Origin of the sequence: Lederbergia wuyishanensis (assembly GCF_022900255.1) — a bacterium.
In the GTDB taxonomy this organism is placed as follows: Bacteria; Bacillota; Bacilli; order Bacillales; family Bacillaceae_C; genus Lederbergia; species Lederbergia wuyishanensis.
Window position 1 is genome coordinate 1,040,187 of the sequence record NZ_JALIRM010000001.1, and the last position, 21,038, is coordinate 1,061,224.

Below are 21,038 nucleotides of genomic sequence, written 5' to 3' on the forward strand. Positions count from 1 at the left end.
AATATCAATTATGCAACAAACATCTATATTTTACTCGAAATAAGTCAGAAGGGAAAGCCTTAGCACTCAAATTTCATTCTTTTTTCGAATTTTGGACAAACATTTCCTTACGAACATCCTATTTCTCTTGCAATAACCATTCTTTGAATTTCAGATGTACCTTCACCTATTTCTAAAAGTTTTGCATCTCTCATCATTCGTTCAACTTCATATTCTCTCATATATCCATATCCGCCAAGGATTTGAACAGCTTGGCTAGTGATTTCCATACAAATTTCCGATGCATATAATTTGCACATGGATGCTTCTTTAGAAAAAGTTCTCCCTTGATCTTTAAGCCATGCAGCTTTATAAACCATATTTCTTGCTAATTCAATCTTCATAGCCATATCAGCAAGTTTAAATTGTGTAATTTGAAATTTATTTAATGTTTTACCAAATTGCTTTCTTTCTTTCGAATACGCTATTGCCTTATCAAAGGCTGCCTGAGCAATTCCAACGGCCATAGCACCAATACCGATTCTTCCGCCATCCAAAGTTTGCAAGAACTGTTTAAAGCCCTCACCTTCTCTTCCAAGAAGATTGTCTTCTGGTACTATTACATCTTCCAACACCAATTCGGTTGTATTAGAAGCATTCAGACCCATTTTTTCATATTGATCAATAATTGTAAAACCTTTTGTATCCGAAGGAACAATGATGGCACTAATGTCCTTTTTTCCATTGTTCTTTCCAGTTATAGCAGTCAATGCGAGAAATTTTGCAAAACTGGCATTTGTGATAAAACATTTATTACCATTAATAATATATGAATTACCCTTCTTTATAGCCGTAGTATTAGTACCCCCAGCATCTGATCCTGCATTTGGCTCTGTTAAACCAAATGCACCTATTGATTTTCCGGTACAGAGTGGTATTAAATATTTTTTTTTCTGATCTTCTGTTCCAAATAAATAAATTGGTGCTGCGCCAAGAGAAATATGTGCAGAATATGTAATACCTGTAGAACCACATGCTCTGCTTAATTCTTCCGTAACAATCGCAAAGCTTATTGTATCTGCACCAGATCCCCCATATTTTTCAGGAAACGGCAAGCCCATAATTCCTAAATTAGAAAGCTTAGTAATAATGTCGCTAGGAAACTTTTTATTTCGATCCCTTTCGACTGAGCCTGGGGCAACTTCCTCTTCAGCAAATTCACGAATCGTTTTTTTGATCATCATTTGTTCAAGTGATAAATCAAAATTCATTTGCCAAGCCTCCTCTAAAAGCGCAAATGCCTTGCCTCTCCGTATGGGCATACATATTGCAACACTGTCTACCAAGATATAAGGAATGGCAATTATTGGCCGACGATCTTCTTTTACCTTCGACTAAGATAAAGGTAAAATAATTAGCTTTTACCGCCTCGCTCATAAGCAAAGGACAAAAGAAGTTAGCTCGTCTATGGCTACTTGCGCTATACGAATTTATCAATTGAAGTAAGGTGAGATCTTATCTTCAACATATTCTTGACAAAAAGAAATAAGAACTTTTCACCAGATGAACATAAAAATAATCAAAGTGCCAACCGCTATTGTACCAGCTATAATAAAAAAAAGTTGCCTCCGCCATAAACCACCTAACAGCCAAGTGACGCAATTTACCAGTATTAAAATATATAGACTTTTTTTATTTGAGGAAAAGTATGTATCATTTATTTGAACGGAATACAAAAGGAATAAAAATGCTCCTGTAATAAAAATAAGTAAAAGGTTTTTTTTATTTTTTCTAAAAATAAAAAATGAAATGATTAGTAAAAAAAAGAAAAACGACAAAAAAAGCGTTTGCATTCCGAAAGAAACATCTGTAATATATGTAATTACAATCGATATTCCAATCATCGATAAAAATAAGAAACTAAAAAAGATTTCCATGTTTAAATGTTTTTTTCTCTTGATCATTTTTTCTTGTAATTGCTCTTCACCTTCAGTATATAAAGCAATTAAGTAATTACAATAATGTTCGGGAAGCATTTTGTTCTGTTTCCAGAAAGTAATTTCTTTTAAAATTATCTTTTTTCTTTTGTCATCCATAGGCAACACATCCTAAGCAGGAACTGTTTTTTTAAAAATGTCCTATTACAAAGCTTTACCAAGTTAAATAAGAAAAAAGTTTACTTCTGAAGCCAGAAGTAAACTGAAATCAATTTTATTCTAAAAAGTCTTTAAGTCTTTTACTTCTACTTGGATGGCGAAGTTTTCTTAGTGCTTTTGCTTCTATCTGTCTAATTCTTTCTCTTGTAACGCCAAACACTTTTCCTACTTCTTCTAGAGTGCGTGTTCGCCCATCGTCAAGTCCAAAACGGAGGCGAAGTACATTTTCCTCTCTGTCAGTCAAAGTATCCAGAACGTCCTCTAGTTGTTCTTTAAGTAGCTCATATGCAGCGTGTTCAGATGGTGAAGTAGCTTCCTGGTCTTCGATGAAATCGCCTAAATGGGAATCATCCTCTTCCCCAATTGGCGTTTCCAATGAAACAGGCTCTTGAGCGATTTTTAAAATTTCACGAACTTTTTCAGGAGTTAGATCCATTTCTTCAGCAATTTCTTCAGGAGATGGTTCACGACCTAAGTCTTGGAGTAATTGACGTTGAACACGAATCAATTTATTGATTGTTTCGACCATATGAACAGGAATACGAATTGTACGAGCCTGATCCGCAATAGCGCGAGTTATAGCCTGACGAATCCACCATGTGGCATACGTACTGAATTTAAACCCTTTATCATAGTCAAATTTCTCAACTGCTTTAATGAGCCCCATATTTCCTTCTTGAATTAAGTCTAGGAACAACATTCCACGCCCCACATAGCGTTTCGCGATGCTGACTACAAGCCTTAAATTTGCTTCTGCAAGCCTTTTTTTAGCTTCTTCGTCACCTTTTTCAATCCTCTTAGCCAATTCAATTTCTTCTTGGGCCGATAATAGATCTACTCGTCCGATTTCTTTTAAATACATTCGAACTGGGTCATTAATTTTCACCCCTGGAGGCACGCTTAAATCATTTAAATCAAATTCTTCTTCATCTTTCTGAGATGGAGCTGGAATTGATTCATCACCATCTTCATCTGCTTCTTCAAGCAACTCTATACCCTGATCAGTTAAGTGCTCATAAAATTCATCCATTTGGTGAGAATCCAAATCAAAATGGGATAACTTTTCTGCAATTCTTTCATATGTTAAGGTACCGCGTTTTTTTCCTTGTTCCGCTAATTGTTCTTTTGCCTGATCGAGGGTTAACTCAAGATCTGTATCATTGGAACGTGCTGATTTTTCAGCCATGCGTCCTCCTCCTTCCAACATTTGCACAATTACAAAGTATTACATAATAAAAATATTTTTATTACAATGATCTGCGAAGTTCAATAATTTCTTTAGCTATTTCTACTGCTTTTGCGAAATCATTTTTTCGTTCTGCAGCCTTTTGTTCAGCTTGCTTTTCCTTTATCATTAACAACTTAGGGTGTTTCAACACATGACTAACGTAATCATTTAATTCTTTTTCACTATATTCATGATTTATTGCCAACATTTCGATTTCAGATACAATAGCCCGAAGTTTTTTATCTGGTAAATAATTTAAGAAAAGACTTGGATCAGGACTATTACCTTCTTCATAATATCCAAATAAGTATGTTAATATTGCCTGATGTTCATCTATATGAAAGGTGGCTTCACCTAACATCTCGATTATTCGGTATGCCAGATCCTCGTCACGGAGCATTCTGGCAATTAATTGACGCTCTGCTACCAAATGAGCCTTCAAAGGCGTATGTGCCTTCTTTGGTTGAGGAATATTTTTCTGATTTATATGGCTCTGAATATGGTTTCTCTGTTGAGTGTTTTCGCTCGAAATATTCATCTGTGATAGCTGTTCAACGAGAGCTTCGAGTGATAAAGAAAATTCTTCCGATAACTGCCGTAAATATAAATCACGTTCTACCGCGTTTTCAAGCTTACTGATTTCTATTAATGCTCTTTCGATATAACTAAGCTTTTCTCCTTCATTTTGGAGATTTTTCCCTTTGCGAAAATAATGAAGCTTATATGCCATCCATGTTTGAGCATTCCCTATTACATGTTCACGAAATTTATCTGGCCCATATTTGCGAATGTAGTCATCAGGATCTAGTTTGTCTGGCAATATAACAACATTAGTATCAATACCATACTTTATAAGCATTTGTCCGGAACGAAATGCAGCTTCCGCACCTGCGGAATCTGAATCAAAACAAAGTGTAACTGCGTTAGTCAACCTATTTAATAGGTGTATGTGTTTGTCTGTTAAAGCAGTTCCCATCACGGCAACACCATTTTTAACATCAGCAGAATCTGCAGATATTACATCTGCAAAGCCTTCAAATAATACCACATTTCCTTGCCGCCGAATATGGCTTCTCGCTTCGTGGTAGTTATACAATAATGAGCTTTTATTAAAAAGGATAGTTTCAGGAGTATTTAAGTATTTAGGTTGGTTTTCTTCTGTTAGTGCACGAGCAGAAAAAGCTACAATCCTACCTTTTGAGTCGTGAAGGGGAAACATTATCCTATCTCGGAAACGATCAAAATAAGAACCATCTTTTTCACGTACACTTAGCAGCCCAGCTTTTTCCATTAAGTCATGAGAATAGCCACGATTTTCTAAGAATTTTACTGCAAAATCCCAGTCAGGCAAAGAATATCCAACTTTAAATTTTTGGATGCTTTCCTTAGTAAAACCCCTTTTTAATAAATAGTCTAGAGCTCCGGACCCTTCATTCGTGTTCATAAGTAAATGATGATAAAATTTAGCAAGTAATTCATGTGCTTCTATCATTAAGGAATGTTCTTTTGGAAGTTGTTGGTGTATATGGTCTTTAGTTATTTCGATATCAAGTTCAATATTACCTCTTTTTGCGATTCTTTCAGCTGCTTCCTGAAAAGAAATTCCTTCAACTTCCGATAGAAAAGTGAAGACATTCCCTCCCGCACCACAGCCAAAACAGTGAAAAATCTGTTTTTCCGTGGATACAGAAAACGATGGCGTGTTCTCTCCGTGAAAAGGACATAAACCAAAGTAATTTCGTCCTTGTTTCTTTAACTGGACGTAGTCACTCACTACATCAACAATATCAACTGACTGCTTGATTTCATTGATTTTCTCTTCAGGAATTCTAATTGCCAAAAAAAACATCCCCATTTTTAAAAATCTAACTTATCTTATTCGACACTTTTATTTAAACTCCTTCAAATTTCGACAAAAAACTTCGCAAAGATTGTTCAAAATTACGGCGGTCCTGTAATGTAAATGGTTTAGGCCCCTTGCCGTAATGTCCGCGCTCTCTTTCCTTAGCAGCCAAATAGCGAAAATTTAGTGCTGTCTGTATCGATTCTTCCTTATATTCCGTTCCCCTAGGCGAAAGTGCATAAACTCCTTTTGCTAAGGCGAGACTAGCAAGACCAATATCTTGTGAAATGAGTAGATCATTGCGTTTAATATGATTCATTATATAAATATCCACAGAATCTTTTCCGGGATCTACATAAATCCACTCACCACTTGCTCCCTTCCGATTCGATAAATGATCATAAGAAGCGATGAAACGAACATGCACCATATACTCTTTGGCAATTAAAGCAATTTCGAATTTAACAGGACATGCATCCGCATCCACGTAAATTGTGCTTGTTATGCGGTTATTAATTATAATTCTACATCACTCCTGTGATTCCTTCTTTCTTTGAAAAGTCTTTAAGGAATTATGTCGTTTTTTCTTTTATAACATTTATATGTTTAAACAATAATTAGTTTATTCCCGAAATACCAAGTCTAAACCTTTTTTTGTATTTTCAAACACAATTTTTTATTATATCTTATCTTTTCTTTTTTTTCCATTAAAAAATAGTAAAAACACAACAAAAGTTGTGTCTTTACCTTTCTCTCATTATCCACCGCTATTAGACATTCGCTTATGCTCTAGTCCTTTGCATGAAATTTATTATGAGATTGGCGGTTTCCTCAACTGCTTTATTTGTTACATCAATTACTTTGCAATTCAATTTATTGGCAATCGTATCAAAATATTCAATTTCTCTTTTTATTCTTTCAATATTTGCATAGCTTGCTGTATCGTCAAGTCCAAGAGAAATGAGCCTTTCTCTTCGTATATGATTTAATTTTTCTGGACTGATTTTAAGACCAATGCACCTTTTTGGATCTACTGTAAATAACTCTTTTGGTGGATCGATTTCAGGAACTACCGGAACATTGGCAACCTTGTAACTTTTTAATGCGAGATATTGTGATAACGGCGTTTTCGATGTACGTGAAACACCAATTAATATAATATCAGCTCTTAATAATCCTCTAGGATCACGACCGTCATCGTATTTTACCGCAAATTCTATTGCCTCAACTCGTTTAAAATAATCTTCATCTAACTTTCTTACTAATCCTGGTTTATTCAACGGTGCGTTTTCAAACGTTTTTTCAAACGTATCCATAAGTGGACCCATGATATCAATGGCATTGACATCATGCAATTCAGTCATTGTTTTCATGTATCCTCTTATTTCGGGTTTCACTAGAGTATATACAATCATTCCATGATCTTTCTTAGCTGACGAAATTATTTCATCAATATGACTCAGTTCTTCCACATATGGAATACGTTTTATAAGTGCGTTAGATCCATTAAATTGACTCATGGCTGCTTTAGTAACGAGCTCAGCGGTCTCCCCAACAGAGTCCGAAACGACATAAATAATAGGTTCTGCCATTTTTTTATCCTTTCTAAAAAGTTATCCATCCGTCTCAGCTAATTTAACCAGAACTCTTGTAATATTTGTTTTTGTTATTCTTCCAACCACTTCAAATCCATTTGTAGTTTTATTTACTACAGGTATAGCATCAATTTGTGCATTAATTAATTTCTTTGCAACTTCAATTAATAAATCATCCTTTTGGCACATCGTTATATTTGGCATTCTTGTCATAATTATATTTACAGGGAGTGCAGTTAGCTTTTGTTGACCTATACTGGCCCTTAATAAGTCTTTTCTTGACAAAACTCCTACTAGATGAGAATTTGCATCAATAACGAAAAGCGTCCCAACATCTTCTGAAAATACTTTTATAATCGCATCATAAACTGACACATTTTCATTTATGACAACGGGTGTAGATTCATGACCGTCAACAAGCATTATTTTAAGCTTTTCTGCTAAGAATTGATTGCTCGTTTTCCCTGTATAAAAGTATCCGACTCTTGGTCTGGCATCAAGAAATCCAGTCATTGTTAAAATTGCTAAATCTGGCCTTAACGTAGCACGGGTCAAGTCAAGCTTTTCCGCTATACATTCCCCTGTGATTGGTCCAAAATCTTTGACAATTTCTAATATTTTTTCCTGTCTAATGGTTAATTCGATTGTACTCACCACCAATATAGAACCGGACCTGTGCTCTCGTGCACAAGTCCTTTTCACAATAGCTAGCTAAAGCAGCCGACTAGCAAAAACTCTATCCTTTGCACCTCTCTATAATTTATCGCCTTTTGGGCTTGCAGTGATTCCTGTATCTCAGTCAAAGGATAAGAAGTTTTTACATTAACGAGTTAGGCGCTTTTGCTGTTTTTACTTAACTACAATAACATTCATGGATGCATATGCCCCAATAAGCTTTGCCAATTCTCTCATTTGAGTAAGGCGATTTCTTTTTATCTCTTCTTGTTCTGCCATTACCATTGTGTGATCGAAATAAGTTGAAATTGCTGTTTCTAATGATGATATTGCGTCAAATCGTTCTCTACTTGATGCTGTTGTTTCGAAATAATTAAGTAACTGTTTCCACTGTTCATATAGATTTGCTTCATAATCATTTTCAAACAAATCTGGATTGATTTCGCCATATAATTCTGCTTTTCCAGCAATATTTAATACTCGTGAAAGAGACTCAATCGTACCTTTAAATGACGCTTGATCTTTTCTTGACTGCAATGTTTCCGCACGATCAACGATATTCTTCACACTATTAAATTCTCCACCTAATACCGCTTCGATAAGATCATAGCGAATTTCTTTTTCTTCTAGTACATGTTGAATTCTTAATTTAAAGAAGGTTTCCAGTTGCTGATACAGCTCATCATCAAGATCACCTTTTTCAATGACTATAACTTTTTTCAATAACTCATTGAGGGAAATATTCCATTCCTTTTCAAGTAAAATTTGAATGATGCCTGATGCTTGTCTTCTTAATGCATATGGGTCTTGTGAACCTGTTGGAATTAAACCAATTGCAAAAGATGAGACTATGGAATCTAACTTATCTGCCATGCTTACAATTGATCCAATAGTAGTTTGAGGAACACTGTCTTCTGCGTGTCTTGGTTTGTAATGCTCCTGAATTGCTTTCGCAACTCCTGGAAGTTCACCTTGTTGTAGTGCATATTTTTCACCCATGACACCTTGCAATTCAGGAAATTCATTGACCATGTTTGTTACAAGATCAAATTTGCAAATTTCCGCTGCACGATCTGCTATTTTTAATTCTTGATCTGTTAAAGAAACCAAATGCCCAATTTCTTCTGTTATCTTTCTAATTCTTTTTACCTTTTCAGCCAATGTTCCAATTTTTTCATGGTAAACAATTGATTCTAACTTTTGCAAATTATGATCGATAGGTATCTTTTGATCTTCTTGGTAGAAGAAATCAGCATCAGACAGCCTAGCTCTTAAAACTTTTTCATTTCCTTTTGCTACTGTGTCAATATGACGATGATCTCCATTTCTTACTGCAACAAAGTATGGAAGTAATTTTCCACTCTTGTTTTTCACAGGAAAGTATCGCTGATGTGATTTCATGGAAGTAATAAGTACTTCTTCAGGAAGATTTAAAAAATCTTTATTGAACGTTCCAAAAAAAACTGTAGGGTATTCAACTAAATTTGTTACTTCCTCCAAAAGCTCCTCATCTACTGGTATGATCCAATTTTGTTCATCTTCAAGTCTGTTGATCTGTTCTTGGATCGCTTCTTTTCTTTCTTCATATTTCGCAAGCACAAATTGGCCAAGCAAAACTTTTTCATAATCGTTTGGTGCAATCAATGGTATTGTTTCACCTAAAAATCGATGACCATGTGTGATATTACTTGCTTTAACTCCGGCAATTTCAATTGAAACTGTTTCATTTCCAAATAAGGCTACTAACCATCTTATCGGTCGTAAGAAACGTAAATTTTCACTTCCCCAACGCATACTATTGGGAAAATGAAGTGACGATATTACGTTAGCAAGCTGTGGTAATAACTGGATCGTTTCTTCACCTTTTACAAATTTAGTAGCGTGTGCATATTCCACACCTTTAATTTCTTTAAAATAAATATCTTCTACTGTTATTCCATTGGACTTCGTGAATCCTAAAGCTGCTTTTGACCAGTTACCCTCTGAGTCAATGAGGATCTTTTTAGCCGGACCTTTAACCTCTTCTTCAGTATCGCTTTGGGCAGTTGCAACATCTTTTACAACGACTGCCAATCTTCTTGGAGTTGAAAATAACTTCATTTCTGTAAACTTAAGCTTATTTTCTTCAAACCAACTTTCAAGTTTTTCACTCAGTTCACGAATTGCATTATTAATAAATCGCGCTGGCATCTCTTCTATGCCGATCTCTAATAATAAATCTCTATTACTCATTTTCGGAGGTCTCCTCCTTTTGGGAATTATTTAATATTGGGAATCCAAGCTTTTCCCTTTCCTCGTAAAACGTTTTGGCCACTTGTCGAGCCATACTTCTCATTCGTCCAATATAAGCTGTTCGCTCTGTAACAGAAATCGCACCTTTAGCATCTAAAAGATTAAACACATGCGAGCACTTCAAAATATAATCGTATGCCGGATGAACAAGACCTAATTCCATTTGTTTTTTTGCCTCAGCCTCATAAGTATGAAAAAGATTAAAAAGCATTTCTTGATTGGAGGTCTCAAATGCATATTTTGAATGTTCATATTCTGGTTGATAAAAAATATCCCTTACTGTAAATCCGTTTGTCCATTCCAGATCAAATACATTTTCTTTTTCTTGTATATACGATGCCAGTCTCTCAATTCCATAAGTAAGTTCAACAGATACAGGTTTACATTCAAGACCACCAACTTGTTGAAAATAAGTAAATTGAGTTACTTCCATACCGTCCAACCAAACTTCCCAGCCAAGTCCAGCACAACCTAGAGACGGATTTTCCCAGTTATCTTCTACAAAACGGATATCGTGCTCTAAAGGATCAATTCCAAGTGCTTTTAATGAATCTAAATACATCTCTTGAATATTGTCTGGCGAAGGTTTCATAATAACTTGAAATTGGTGATGTTGATACAAACGATTAGGATTTTCGCCGTAACGTCCATCTGCTGGTCTTCTAGATGGCTCTACATAGGCTACATTCCAAGGCTCCGGCCCAATTGCTCGTAAAAAAGTATATGGGCTCATTGTACCTGCACCTTTTTCAACATCATATGCCTGCATTAATATACAACCATAATCAGACCAGTGCTTTTGTAAAGCTAAAATCATTTCTTGTATATTCATATAAATCTTCCTTTCTTATCAATATAAAAAACTCTCGTCCCTATGCTATACAAAAGCATAGGGACGAGAGTTAACCCGCGGTTCCACCCTATTTGCCGCAATTTAACGGCCATCTTTCAATAAAGTTGCTCCAGAATGCCTTCACTAATGTCCATAAACCGGCTCGCACCATCCCGGATTCGCTTAAATAAGGAGTGTCATTAATTACTTCTTTCTTTCTCAGCAACACATTATAAATTTAGTCTTATACAAAAAAATAGCTGATATTAGTCGAAATGTCAAATACCTTTTCACTATATTTGATCTTTTAATTTATCAAGTTGGTCCAGAAAACGTTTTGATTTCAAATTCAATCCAGAATACTCATCATAATATAGCGAAATGACATTCTTTAATTCTTTTTTTGTTTCGGGCTTAACAGAAATGGAGCCGAGTCGATGGATATCAAAAAAATAAAATAAACGCAGCAACTTTACGGAAGTTTGTGATAATGGAAAGAAATGTGGATCCTTTTCGAAACACTCATGACAAATTAATCCATTTTCTTTTATGGAGAAACCAAACTGAGCCTCAGTATTTCCACATACAGCACATCTATTCATTTCCGGATATAAACCTAAAACGTTGAGCATTTTCATCTCAAAAATATTGGTGACAATATCGGGATCATATTCCTCATTAATGTATTGCATAGTTTGATGCAATAATTCAAATAAAAAAGGATTTCGCTCTTTCTCACCAGTTGCTTTATCAATTAATTCAACGATATAAGTGGCATAAGCTGTCTTAAAAATATCCTCCCTAATTGCTCGTAGTGAAGATATTAATTCTGCTTGCTGCAATGCTCCCATCCCACGATTGCCATAAATCATGAAATATCCATATGAAAAAAGCTGGGTGGGACCAGCAAGGCGGCTATTGGTTTTCTTTGCGCCCCTTGCCATTCCCGCAATTTTCCCAGCTTCTCGTGTAAAAATTGTAACTATTTTATTGGATTCACCATAATCAATAGTCTTTATGACTATTCCTTCGTATTTTTCTACCATCTATTCATGTCCCCTTTCGAATTCGGGGCTGAAAAATATGACCTTACGTAATTGGGTAATCTATTTCATCCGAATTTTCCATATGCGGCAGAATATTCATATGCTCTTCTTTTTCAAGTTCCTTTAGAATCAAGTACGTATCAACATTACCTGTCTCTTTAAAAACTTTCCACGTGAATTCATACATGTTAATCCCGCCTTTCAAAGTAGTTAAATATTTTCTAATAATATTTTCTCACTTAAAACAAAGGTAATACTAAATAAAATTTGTTAAAATACCCAATATATTTTTGGAAAGAGTATTAATATTCATCCTCTTTAAATCCATAATCTCTTAGGTGAAAAGCTTTATTTCTCCAATCTTTTTGAACTTTCACCCATAATTCCAGAAATACTTTTGTTCCAAGTAAATTTTCAATATCCACTCGTGCCCGTTGCCCTATTTCCTTAAGCATTTTACCTTGCTTACCGATAACAATCCCTTTTTGGGAATCACGTTCAACAATGATGGTTGCCATTACATGAATAACATCTTGGTTTTGTTTATGCTCCATTTTATCAATCAGTACTGCGATTGAATGGGGTACTTCCTCTCTCGTTAAATGAAGCGCTTTCTCTCTAATTAACTCGGAAACGATAAATCGTTCGGGATGATCGGTAATTTGATCTTCCGGGTAATATTGAGGACCTTCTGGTAAATATTGTTTAATTTGAAGTAAAAGTCTATCAATATTATTTCCTTCAAGAGCAGAAATTGGAATAATTTCTTTGAAATTATACATTTCCTTATATTGATCGATAATCGAAAGAAGAGTATCAGGTTGAATAAGATCGATTTTATTAATAACCAAAAATACCGGAGTACGGACATCCTTTAATTTTTCAATTATAAATTCATCCCCACGGCCAAAGCCTTCATCCGCATTAATCATACATAAAATCAGATCGACTTCCTTTAATGTATTGATGGCTATTTTCATCATAAAATCGCCTAACTTATGCTTTGGCTTATGGATTCCTGGTGTATCAATAAAAATCATTTGAGAATCATTAGTCGTTAAAACGCCTTGAACTTTATTTCTTGTAGTTTGCGGTTTATCACTCATAATGGCAATTTTTTGTCCAATCACTTGATTTAGAAATGTGGACTTCCCAACATTTGGCCTACCTATTATGGAAATAAAACCTGATTTGTACTGATTATTCTTTTGCAATTGATTATTCATGTAAATCCTCCGGTGAAAATGCAAAGGGCAATAATTCTTCTACGGTTAATTCTTTAATATCCCCTTTTCTGTTAGCCAAAACCACTTTCATGTTTTTTGGGCATAATTCTGCAATTACTTGACGACATGCACCGCATGGAGGGACTGGTCTTTCAGTATCTGCTATTACAGCTAACATTGTAAAATCCTTATCACCTTCTGAGACTGCTTTAAATATCGCCGTCCTTTCGGCACAGTTTACAACACTGTAAGCAGCATTCTCAATATTGCAACCATGATAAACCTTACCATCCTTTGTAAGTAATGCCGCTCCAACAGGAAAGTGAGAATATGGGACATACGCTTTATCTTTCGCTTTAATTGCTTCATGCACAAGTTGTTCTTGATTCATTTTGTTCTCCCCGACTTTCATACATATATTTTACTACAAATTCCTAAAAAAAAGTGAAATCTTAGCATGAATTTTTTCAAAATTTAATATTTAATCGTTTTGTAACATTAACCGTGCAATCATTTTAACTTACTACTCGGTCAAGTTCAAATTGCTGAAACTCAAAAAGCTACCTCATAAAAAGGCAGCTTTATGTTAGGCTTATTAAATATGAATGTTAATTTCCTATTTAGGCACTCACTTTTCTTGGTCCTGTATTGCGGAAGTCGCTTGAACAGTGGCGAAAAAAAATGTTCTCCACCCGGTAGTTTTTTAATATTACAGGGGTAATCTTTTTTGCCACGAGTCTTTATTGCAAGTAGTTAACAAGTGCGTTAACCTGCTTAGCGTTTGATGTTGCCGAGCGCCACGTATTTCGTTTTTTACGCAGGAGTCTTGCTCCTATCTCTCCAATCAACGTTGAAAAAAATTTAATTAAACTTATAACAAGATAGAACTAGTCAAAAAATAAACTTAGCATTTTCGGTCCCAATATAACAATGCCTATTATTACGGACATAATGGCATAAACAAGAACTGCAGCTGCAGCTAGATCTTTTGCTTGCTTTGCCAATGGTTTAATATCTTGAGTTGCTATATCAACGGCCCTCTCAAGTGCTGAGTTAATAAGTTCTAGTGATAATACTCCAAATATGGAAATGATAATAAATAACCATTCTATTTTATCGATTTTTAAAATAATTGATAGTACACTTACAACGAAAGCAAAGATGATATGAATCTGAAAGTTTTTTTCAACTTTAGATGCATAGATAATCCCTTGTATTGCATATTTGAAGGCACAGAAAATCCTTACAATTGAAAATCTCCCTTTATCTTTCAAGGCCGTAACCTTCTAGTAGTTCATTTTGTCTCTTAAACATCTTCTTTTCATCTTCTTCTTCAATATGATCATATCCAAGTAAATGAAGAAACCCGTGAATTGTTAAAAACCCTAGTTCTCTCGAGAAGGAATGACCGTATTCTTTTGCTTGTTCTTCTGCTTTTTCAAGTGAAATAATAATATCACCAAGCATTCGCGGCATATCGGCTCCAATAATTTCCGGTTCATCTTCACCTAGTTCTTCCATCGCAAACGATATCACATCTGTGGCATAATCTTTCCCACGATATTCCTTATTAATTTTTTGAATCTCTTTATTAGACACAATCATTATAGATAACTCTGTTCCATCCTCGACATTCTCTTCTTTTGCTGCATAGTTTAATAAGTTCTCAAGTAATTCCTTATCCGAATCCAACAATTTGTTATTTTCATCAATTAAATCAATTTGCAGTGTCACTGCCGATCACCTTCTGTTGTTTTAAATCTGGGTATTCAATGCGAGAGTGAAATATTCCATTTAATGTTTCACAAAATCGTTTCTTCACAAGCTCAATTTCTTTTAAGGTAAGATTACATTCATTAAATTGGCCATCCAAGATTTTATCTTGTGCAATATTATGAACTAGTAATCGAATCTCGCTTGGTGTTGGGTTAGCCATAGACCTAACAGCGGCCTCTACACTATCCGCAAGACTTATAACTGCCGCTTCTTTAGTCTGTGGCTTTGGCCCAGGGTAGCGATATTCACTTTCCGGAGTATTTTCATCCAATTTTTTCGCTTTGTAATAAAAAAACTTTAACAAACTTGTTCCATGATGCTGTTCTGCAATATCAACAATTTCTCTAGGCAATTTATGCTTTCTTAATTCCTTTGCTCCATCTGTAGCATGAGAGATAATGATATCCTTACTTGTTTCAGGTGGAAGACGGTCATGCGGATTTTCTATATTCATTTGATTTTCAATAAAAAATGGAGGTCTTTTTGTTTTACCAACATCGTGATAATAACATCCCACTCTAGCTAATAAGCCATTTGCTCCTATTGCTTCACAAGCTGCTTCCGCTAAATTCGCTACCATTACACTATGATGATAAGTTCCAGGCGTTTCGGTCAAAAGCTTTTTCAATAAAGGATGGTTTGGATTTGATAACTCGATTAATCTCATTGTCGACAGAATCCCAAAACCTGCTTCAAAGAAAGGAAGAAGACCGATTGTAAAAACAGATGAAAGAATTCCAGATACAACTGAAAATAATCCAAAATAAAGATATTCCGTAATTGTAAACTGTCCGCCTCCAATTAATAATAAGAAAAAGATAAGCAAAAGATTAATACATGAAACTAATAAACCTGCTCGTAGTATATGACTTCTTTCATTTCGGGAAGAAACAAATAATACCCCAGCTAAACCACTAAATAAAATATAAACTGCAACTTCGATATCGATCGTATTCGATATCCCATCATGGAAAACAATGCTGCCACATGATGCTATTAGTATGGTCATAATAAGAGCCAATCTCTCATTGATCATTGTTTTAATTAACATTGGTGCCATAGCAGCCGGAAAAATATAGGCTATTTTATTTAAATTAGCGTTTTCCATTAACCCGATAATTTTCATAATGATAATGGAACAGATAAAAATTAAGCTTGCTAACAATAAGTAATTTTGCTTTTTATCCTCTGTTGTAGCCAATCTAGAAAAATACATATATATTGAACCAATTGCTAATATAACAAAAATCCCTAAACCTATGAGAGGTTTTATTGTCGGATTGCTTTTTAACAAACCTAGCATTTCAAGCTGACGATATGTCTCTCTATCAATTAAATGCCCTTCTTGAACGATGATTTGTCCTTGTAAAATTTTTACTGGTTCGACATCTTCCTTAGCTTGTTTTTTTCTATCATCGGTAAGAACAGGATCGTATAAATCATTTGGAATGATTGCATACTTACCTAAATCGATCGCGACATTTTTCAATTCATCTGACAGTCCTGACATTTTAATGTAATCTGCAACTAACTTCCTAGCTGCTTCGACACCATCTTCACGTATCTTATCATTCATGACAGATTCCACATTCTGAACAACAATATCTTTTGTGTTTTGTAACTCTGCTCCTTCTGTTTGCAATAATGTCATAAAAATTTGGTCTGATATTGAATTTGTAATGTCTTCTGAGACATTTTCAGTAAGCCTCGTTTTAAGTTGTTTTAACCTAGTTTGTAGAGTTATGGCCGCTTCTTCATTCTTAATTTCTGATGAATTTTCATCCACCACTTTATGAGATTCATAATTCGTATCCTTTACAAAATCAAATATAGAAGTAATTAATGATACTCTATTTTGAGCCATTTCTTTTTTAAATACATATACTTTATCAATTTGATCAGCAGCATTTTCCCTAGCTTCTGACGTCTTGATTTCATCCTCTACTGTCTTGGGGGATCGGATTGTTTTATCAGCAACTGAAAATAGTTCAATATCATATGTTTCAGGCTTAACATTATGAAATAAAATAACGAAGAGCAATAACCCAAGTATACAATAAATAAGAGTTGTAAATACCTTATAGCTTAGGAACGTTCGGATTTTGCTAATATATGCTTGAAAGTCCATAAAATCCTCCATACCCTGTTATCGCCGATTAAATTCAGCATTATACTAAAATAATAACAGTTTTATTAAGCGAAAACACTCGAATTTTGTAATTGCTACTAAAATGAGTATTCCAGTATATATAATAAGACGAAAGTAATAATAAAAAGTTCCTTAAAAGTTAAAAACCCCGTTTTTTTCTGACGGGGTTAGCAAATATATCAATCATGTAAGGTATCATGTCCTTCGAAAGCCTCAATAATGCGGCCGACAAGTGGATGTCTAACAACATCGGTTTGATTAAGATGAATAAACGAGATTCCCGGGACTCCATGTAATATAAGTTCCGCAGCCATTAATCCCGATTTCACACCTTTTGGTAGATCTACTTGTGTGGAATCTCCAGTTATGACCATTTTTGATCCAATGCCCAGCCGTGTTAAAAACATTTTCATTTGAGCTTGAGTTGTGTTTTGGGCTTCATCCAAAATAACGAAGGCGTCATCCAAGGTTCTCCCCCTCATATAAGCAAGGGGTGCGATTTCAATTGTTTCACGATCAATCAGTCTCTGGGTATGTTCTGCACCTAAAACATCATGTAATGAATCATAAAGCGGTCGTAAATATGGATCTACTTTTTCTTTTAAGTCACCAGGTAAAAAGCCGAGGCTTTCTCCAGCTTCAATAGCTGGACGTGTGAGTATGATTTTATTTACTTTATTGTTTTTTAAAGCATTCACAGCCATTACAACTGCAAGATACGTTTTCCCTGTTCCAGCTGGACCAATCCCAAATACAAGATCTTGCTTTCGAATAGCATCGATATAGTGACGTTGTCCTAACGTTTTAACTCGTATTGCCTTCCCTTTCGTATTTCGGGCAATTTCTTCCTCAAATAGTTCTGAAAAATATTCAATTCGATTTTGTTTAGCCATTTTTGCAGCATAGGCAACATCTCTCTCACTAATATGAATTCCTCTGCGGATTACAATTAAGAGTTGCTTAATCGTTTCTGTTGCCCGTTCAATAGCTGATGCTTCCCCAGATAAATTTACAGTTTCTCCTCTTGTCACAATTGTTACTTTAAATTGTTCTTCAAGTAATTTTAAATTGACGTCTGCATTTCCAAACAAGACAAATGCCTCGTCCTGATTTTCGATTTCAATTTTTGCTGTAGTTAATTCTGCTGACATTCGCTAGTCTCCTTGAATGATTGGTCTTTCCTCCGCAATATTTTCAACCACTTGAAAATTTATGGATAGTTTAACTTTACCATTGTCAACTTCTTGTTGCAAAATATATTCACCATCTACTCGAGCCTCAGGAGGAATATTATTCTCCAAATCACTTCTTGCTAATTCTTTCGCCTCTTCAATCGCTTCTTCCTTTGTCAAAGAACGGGGCATTTGTTCATTTTCTCTAATTGTTCTTTCAGAATAAACGATTGGAAGTTTCCATCCTAAAAAAAACAAATCATGGTCGATTGTTTCAGTTTCATATTGTTTAAAGTCTACGCTTTTAAATCCCCATAAACGTAAAGATAATTTGCCAAAAACGAGATAATGTCTTCTAATTTCCTGTCCAGTATATACTTTAAAATTTGAATTTAAAGGGAATTCCACTTTTGTATTGTACCAAGTAATCCCCCAAACTTCCCCGGTAGCTGAAACTAATTTTGGTTTTTCCTCACTGCCAATCATGCCAGATACTAGAAGTTGTCCTTTTTCGACATATTGATTGACCTTCACCATTGATTTCCCTTTCTCAACGAACATACTTGATATAACAGCTTTTTTCTTCGCAACTAAATGACTAGGATTTTTCAACTCCGGTTTTTTAGGATCATTTTTTTGAACAACACTAAAATGAAAGGTTGTCCCCTTTAATTCAACGCCAATCCATGTAATATTATCAATTTTTTCGGTTAACTTTTGCTGTATCATATCTGGTTTATCACTAAAAAGATGGAAAGAACCTACTTTAATACCAAGCTGTGTCAATTCTTTTCTCATTTTATGTTCAGTTTCAGGATCAGCTCCTTTAATCTCGATTCCCCACGTAACATTAGAGAGAATAAAGGCAATGAGGAAAAATAAGACAATCCCTACAAGGAAACCACTATGTTTAAAAGCTCTCTTCCAAATAAATGGTAAGCCCACACCTCGAATTAATGTTATTGTGCAGTCAGCTTTCCGAGCAGCATTTCGAAATTTATGTAAATCTGGAAGAGCAATAAAAAATAGAACGTCTCCACTTTTCCTTTTTTTTACCTTCCACATGATAAGCCCTGATTGAGCGAGTCGATTTATCAACCGCTCAATCCCTTTACCTTCTGCTTTAACTAATACTCTTCCAGTAATGAACGTCAGCCATTGATTCTTCAACAATGCCACTCCTATTCATCTAGATAATGAACTTCTTCTATTTTCCCTTCAAGTAATAGTTCATCTGGCAAAATCGTTTTTATGACAAAAGAATTTCCCTTTATTAGTAGTTGTCCTTGTTTTAATAACAGTCTTAATTCCTTATCTGTGAAAACGAGAAGGCCTTTATGATTTTCGATATAAATATGCAACTGACCTACTATCGTTACTCTTGGCAGATCCATAACAACGTCTGCGGGAAGTTCCGTTTTGAATGCCATCCATCTTCGTAATTTGTTGGTCCATTTTTTGGCCATAAAAAAGAACCCCCTTTCCTCTCATATGTATGAGTGGAAAGAAGGTTTCATCACTTTTAATTATGAACGTTTTATCTTTTCGTAAGGTCTTAGCGCACGTGGAGGGCCAAGTACCTCCGACATAACAATTCCTTTAAGGATATCATTAGCTTGAAAATGAAACTCCGGGACTTGTTCGTTTTTTATATGTTGATTAACCTGTTTTATTTTTATTGCTTGTAAACGACGCTTTTCTTCTTCGGCCTTCAGTTCTTCCAATTTTCTCTGTAGCTCTTCCTGTTTTTCATTTACGGTTGGTGGAGCTCTTGTAACTAGAATTTCTGCTGCTTCTTTTAAGTTCCGCGCTTTAGCAAGTTCAGGAAATACTTGCTGGATAGGTTTTACTGTTTCTTCAACTTCGTCGTGATAGGTTTGAATTGGTTTTGCAACAGGAGGTGGCATTCGATGCTCCCTTTGTTCCTGTTGATTAGCACCTCTTTTGCGATTAAAAATAAAACTGATGGCAGCAATTAAAAGGAAAAATAATATTGATTCCAAAGGAGTTACCCCCTTTCATTTAGCGATACGTATTATTCTGGTTTATTTCTATCAACTGGTTTTGACATTTTCCCTATGGAGTCGCGCATATCTGTATCAGCACCGATATTTTTCAATGAGAAGTAATCCATAACACCTAAGTTTCCTGATTTCAACGCTTCTGCCATTGCTTGAGGAACTTCTGCTTCAGCCTCAACAACCTTCGCTCTCATCTCTTCAACGCGAGCCTTCATCTCTTGCTCATTAGCAACAGCCATAGCTCTTCTTTCTTCTGCTTTTGCTTGAGCTATTTTTTTATCAGCTTCTGCTTGATCAGTCTGTAGTTGCGCTCCAATATTTTTACCGATATCAACATCAGCAATATCAATCGATAGAATTTCAAAAGCTGTACCAGAATCCAAGCCTTTAGATAAAACTGTACGAGAAATCATATCAGGGTTTTCAAGGACCTTCTTATGGTTATCACTTGAACCAATAGTGGAAACAACACCTTCACCAACACGGGCGATAACTGTATCTTCCCCCGCACCCCCTACAAGACGTTCAATGTTAGCTCTTACTGTAATACGTGCTTTTGCCTTCACTTCAATACCATCCATTGCAACACCCGCGATAAATGGCGTTTCGATAACTTTAGGGTTAACACTCATTTGTACCGCTTCTAATACGTTACGACCAGCAAGATCAATCGCTGCCGCACGCTCGAAAGTTAATTCAATATTTGCACGTTGAGCCGCGATTAATGCATTAACGACTCTATCCACATTACCCCCTGCAAGATAATGACTTTCAAGCTGGTTTGTACTAACATTAATTCCCGCTTTATGAGCTTTTATTAATGGATTAACAACTCGACCAGGAATAACCCTTCTTAATCTCATCCCAATCAATGTAAAAATTCCAATTTTTACTCCTGCCGCAAGGGCTGAAATCCACAGCCCGATTGGTACAAAAGTAAATAATACTGATAGGACAATAATCCCGATAACGATAGCTACAATTGCAAAAATAAGTTCTGGACCTAATACCATACCTAATGACATTCTTTTACCTCCTGTATTAAATA

At 35.2% G+C, this 21,038-nt stretch carries 21 protein-coding genes; all 21 read right to left on the bottom strand.

Going from position 1 to position 21,038, the window contains the following annotated elements; translation table 11 throughout:
- Window positions 1-107: 107 nt before the first annotated feature.
- Entirely contained in the window at window positions 108-1,250 is a 1,143-nt protein-coding gene (locus MT489_RS05190) for an acyl-CoA dehydrogenase (RefSeq protein WP_244680414.1), read from the bottom strand.
- Window positions 1,251-1,535: 285 nt separating this feature from the next.
- Entirely contained in the window at window positions 1,536-2,075 is a 540-nt protein-coding gene (locus MT489_RS05195) for a hypothetical protein (RefSeq protein ID WP_244680415.1), read from the bottom strand.
- Between the two features lie 115 nt (window positions 2,076-2,190).
- Window positions 2,191-3,321 carry an RNA polymerase sigma factor RpoD gene (gene rpoD, locus MT489_RS05200; RefSeq protein WP_244680416.1) on the bottom strand — a complete coding sequence of 377 codons (1,131 nt, stop codon included), beginning with the start codon at window positions 3,319-3,321 and terminating at the stop codon, window positions 2,191-2,193.
- Window positions 3,322-3,382: 61 nt separating this feature from the next.
- Window positions 3,383-5,203 (bottom strand): DNA primase, encoded by a 1,821-nt coding sequence (gene dnaG, locus MT489_RS05205; protein ID WP_244680417.1) that lies wholly within the window; start codon window positions 5,201-5,203, stop codon window positions 3,383-3,385.
- Window positions 5,204-5,255: 52 nt separating this feature from the next.
- A complete protein-coding gene (locus MT489_RS05210; protein ID WP_244680418.1) occupies window positions 5,256-5,693 on the bottom strand; it encodes a YaiI/YqxD family protein in 438 nt (145 codons plus the stop codon).
- Window positions 5,694-5,988: 295 nt separating this feature from the next.
- Entirely contained in the window at window positions 5,989-6,798 is an 810-nt protein-coding gene (locus MT489_RS05215) for a pyruvate, water dikinase regulatory protein (RefSeq protein WP_244680419.1), read from the bottom strand.
- 21 nt (window positions 6,799-6,819) lie between these two features.
- Entirely contained in the window at window positions 6,820-7,464 is a 645-nt protein-coding gene (gene ccpN, locus MT489_RS05220) for a transcriptional regulator CcpN (RefSeq protein ID WP_307415247.1), read from the bottom strand.
- A 186-nt stretch (window positions 7,465-7,650) separates the two neighbouring features.
- Entirely contained in the window at window positions 7,651-9,708 is a 2,058-nt protein-coding gene (glyS, locus tag MT489_RS05225; protein ID WP_244680421.1) for a glycine--tRNA ligase subunit beta, read from the bottom strand.
- Entirely contained in the window at window positions 9,701-10,600 is a 900-nt protein-coding gene (glyQ, locus tag MT489_RS05230; protein WP_244680422.1) for a glycine--tRNA ligase subunit alpha, read from the bottom strand. The genes glyS and glyQ overlap by 8 nt, the downstream gene beginning before the upstream one ends.
- A gap of 293 nt (window positions 10,601-10,893) precedes the next feature.
- Window positions 10,894-11,646 (bottom strand): DNA repair protein RecO, encoded by a 753-nt coding sequence (gene recO / locus MT489_RS05235; RefSeq protein WP_244680423.1) that lies wholly within the window; start codon window positions 11,644-11,646, stop codon window positions 10,894-10,896.
- Between the two features lie 43 nt (window positions 11,647-11,689).
- Window positions 11,690-11,833 carry a YqzL family protein gene (locus MT489_RS05240; protein WP_244680424.1) on the bottom strand — a complete coding sequence of 48 codons (144 nt, stop codon included), beginning with the start codon at window positions 11,831-11,833 and terminating at the stop codon, window positions 11,690-11,692.
- Window positions 11,834-11,948: 115 nt separating this feature from the next.
- On the bottom strand, window positions 11,949-12,872 hold the full coding sequence (gene era / locus MT489_RS05245) for a GTPase Era (protein WP_244680425.1): 924 nt from the start codon (window positions 12,870-12,872) through the stop codon (window positions 11,949-11,951).
- Window positions 12,865-13,263, bottom strand: a complete 399-nt coding sequence (locus tag MT489_RS05250) for a cytidine deaminase (protein WP_244680426.1) — start codon at window positions 13,261-13,263, stop codon at window positions 12,865-12,867. Before MT489_RS05250 ends, era begins: the two co-directional genes overlap by 8 nt.
- A 496-nt stretch (window positions 13,264-13,759) precedes the next feature.
- A complete protein-coding gene (locus tag MT489_RS05255) occupies window positions 13,760-14,146 on the bottom strand; it encodes a diacylglycerol kinase (RefSeq protein WP_244680427.1) in 387 nt (128 codons plus the stop codon).
- Complete coding sequence (ybeY, locus tag MT489_RS05260) at window positions 14,136-14,606, bottom strand: rRNA maturation RNase YbeY (RefSeq protein WP_244680428.1); 471 nt, start codon at window positions 14,604-14,606, stop codon at window positions 14,136-14,138. Before ybeY ends, MT489_RS05255 begins: the two co-directional genes overlap by 11 nt.
- Window positions 14,590-16,776, bottom strand: a complete 2,187-nt coding sequence (locus tag MT489_RS05265; protein WP_244680429.1) for an HD family phosphohydrolase — start codon at window positions 16,774-16,776, stop codon at window positions 14,590-14,592. The genes ybeY and MT489_RS05265 overlap by 17 nt, the downstream gene beginning before the upstream one ends.
- A 200-nt stretch (window positions 16,777-16,976) precedes the next feature.
- Entirely contained in the window at window positions 16,977-17,948 is a 972-nt protein-coding gene (locus tag MT489_RS05270; RefSeq protein WP_244680430.1) for a PhoH family protein, read from the bottom strand.
- A gap of 3 nt (window positions 17,949-17,951) precedes the next feature.
- Window positions 17,952-19,148 (bottom strand): sporulation protein YqfD, encoded by a 1,197-nt coding sequence (gene yqfD / locus MT489_RS05275; protein ID WP_244680431.1) that lies wholly within the window; start codon window positions 19,146-19,148, stop codon window positions 17,952-17,954.
- A gap of 2 nt (window positions 19,149-19,150) precedes the next feature.
- Window positions 19,151-19,435: a sporulation protein YqfC gene (yqfC, locus tag MT489_RS05280; protein WP_244680432.1), complete on the bottom strand. Its 285-nt coding sequence runs from the start codon at window positions 19,433-19,435 to the stop codon at window positions 19,151-19,153.
- 60 nt (window positions 19,436-19,495) lie between these two features.
- A complete protein-coding gene (locus MT489_RS05285) occupies window positions 19,496-19,972 on the bottom strand; it encodes a hypothetical protein (protein ID WP_244680433.1) in 477 nt (158 codons plus the stop codon).
- A 32-nt stretch (window positions 19,973-20,004) separates the two neighbouring features.
- Window positions 20,005-21,003, bottom strand: coding sequence for a flotillin-like protein FloA (gene floA, locus MT489_RS05290; protein ID WP_244680647.1), 999 nt, complete (start codon window positions 21,001-21,003; stop codon window positions 20,005-20,007).
- Between the last annotated feature and the right edge of the window lie 35 nt (window positions 21,004-21,038).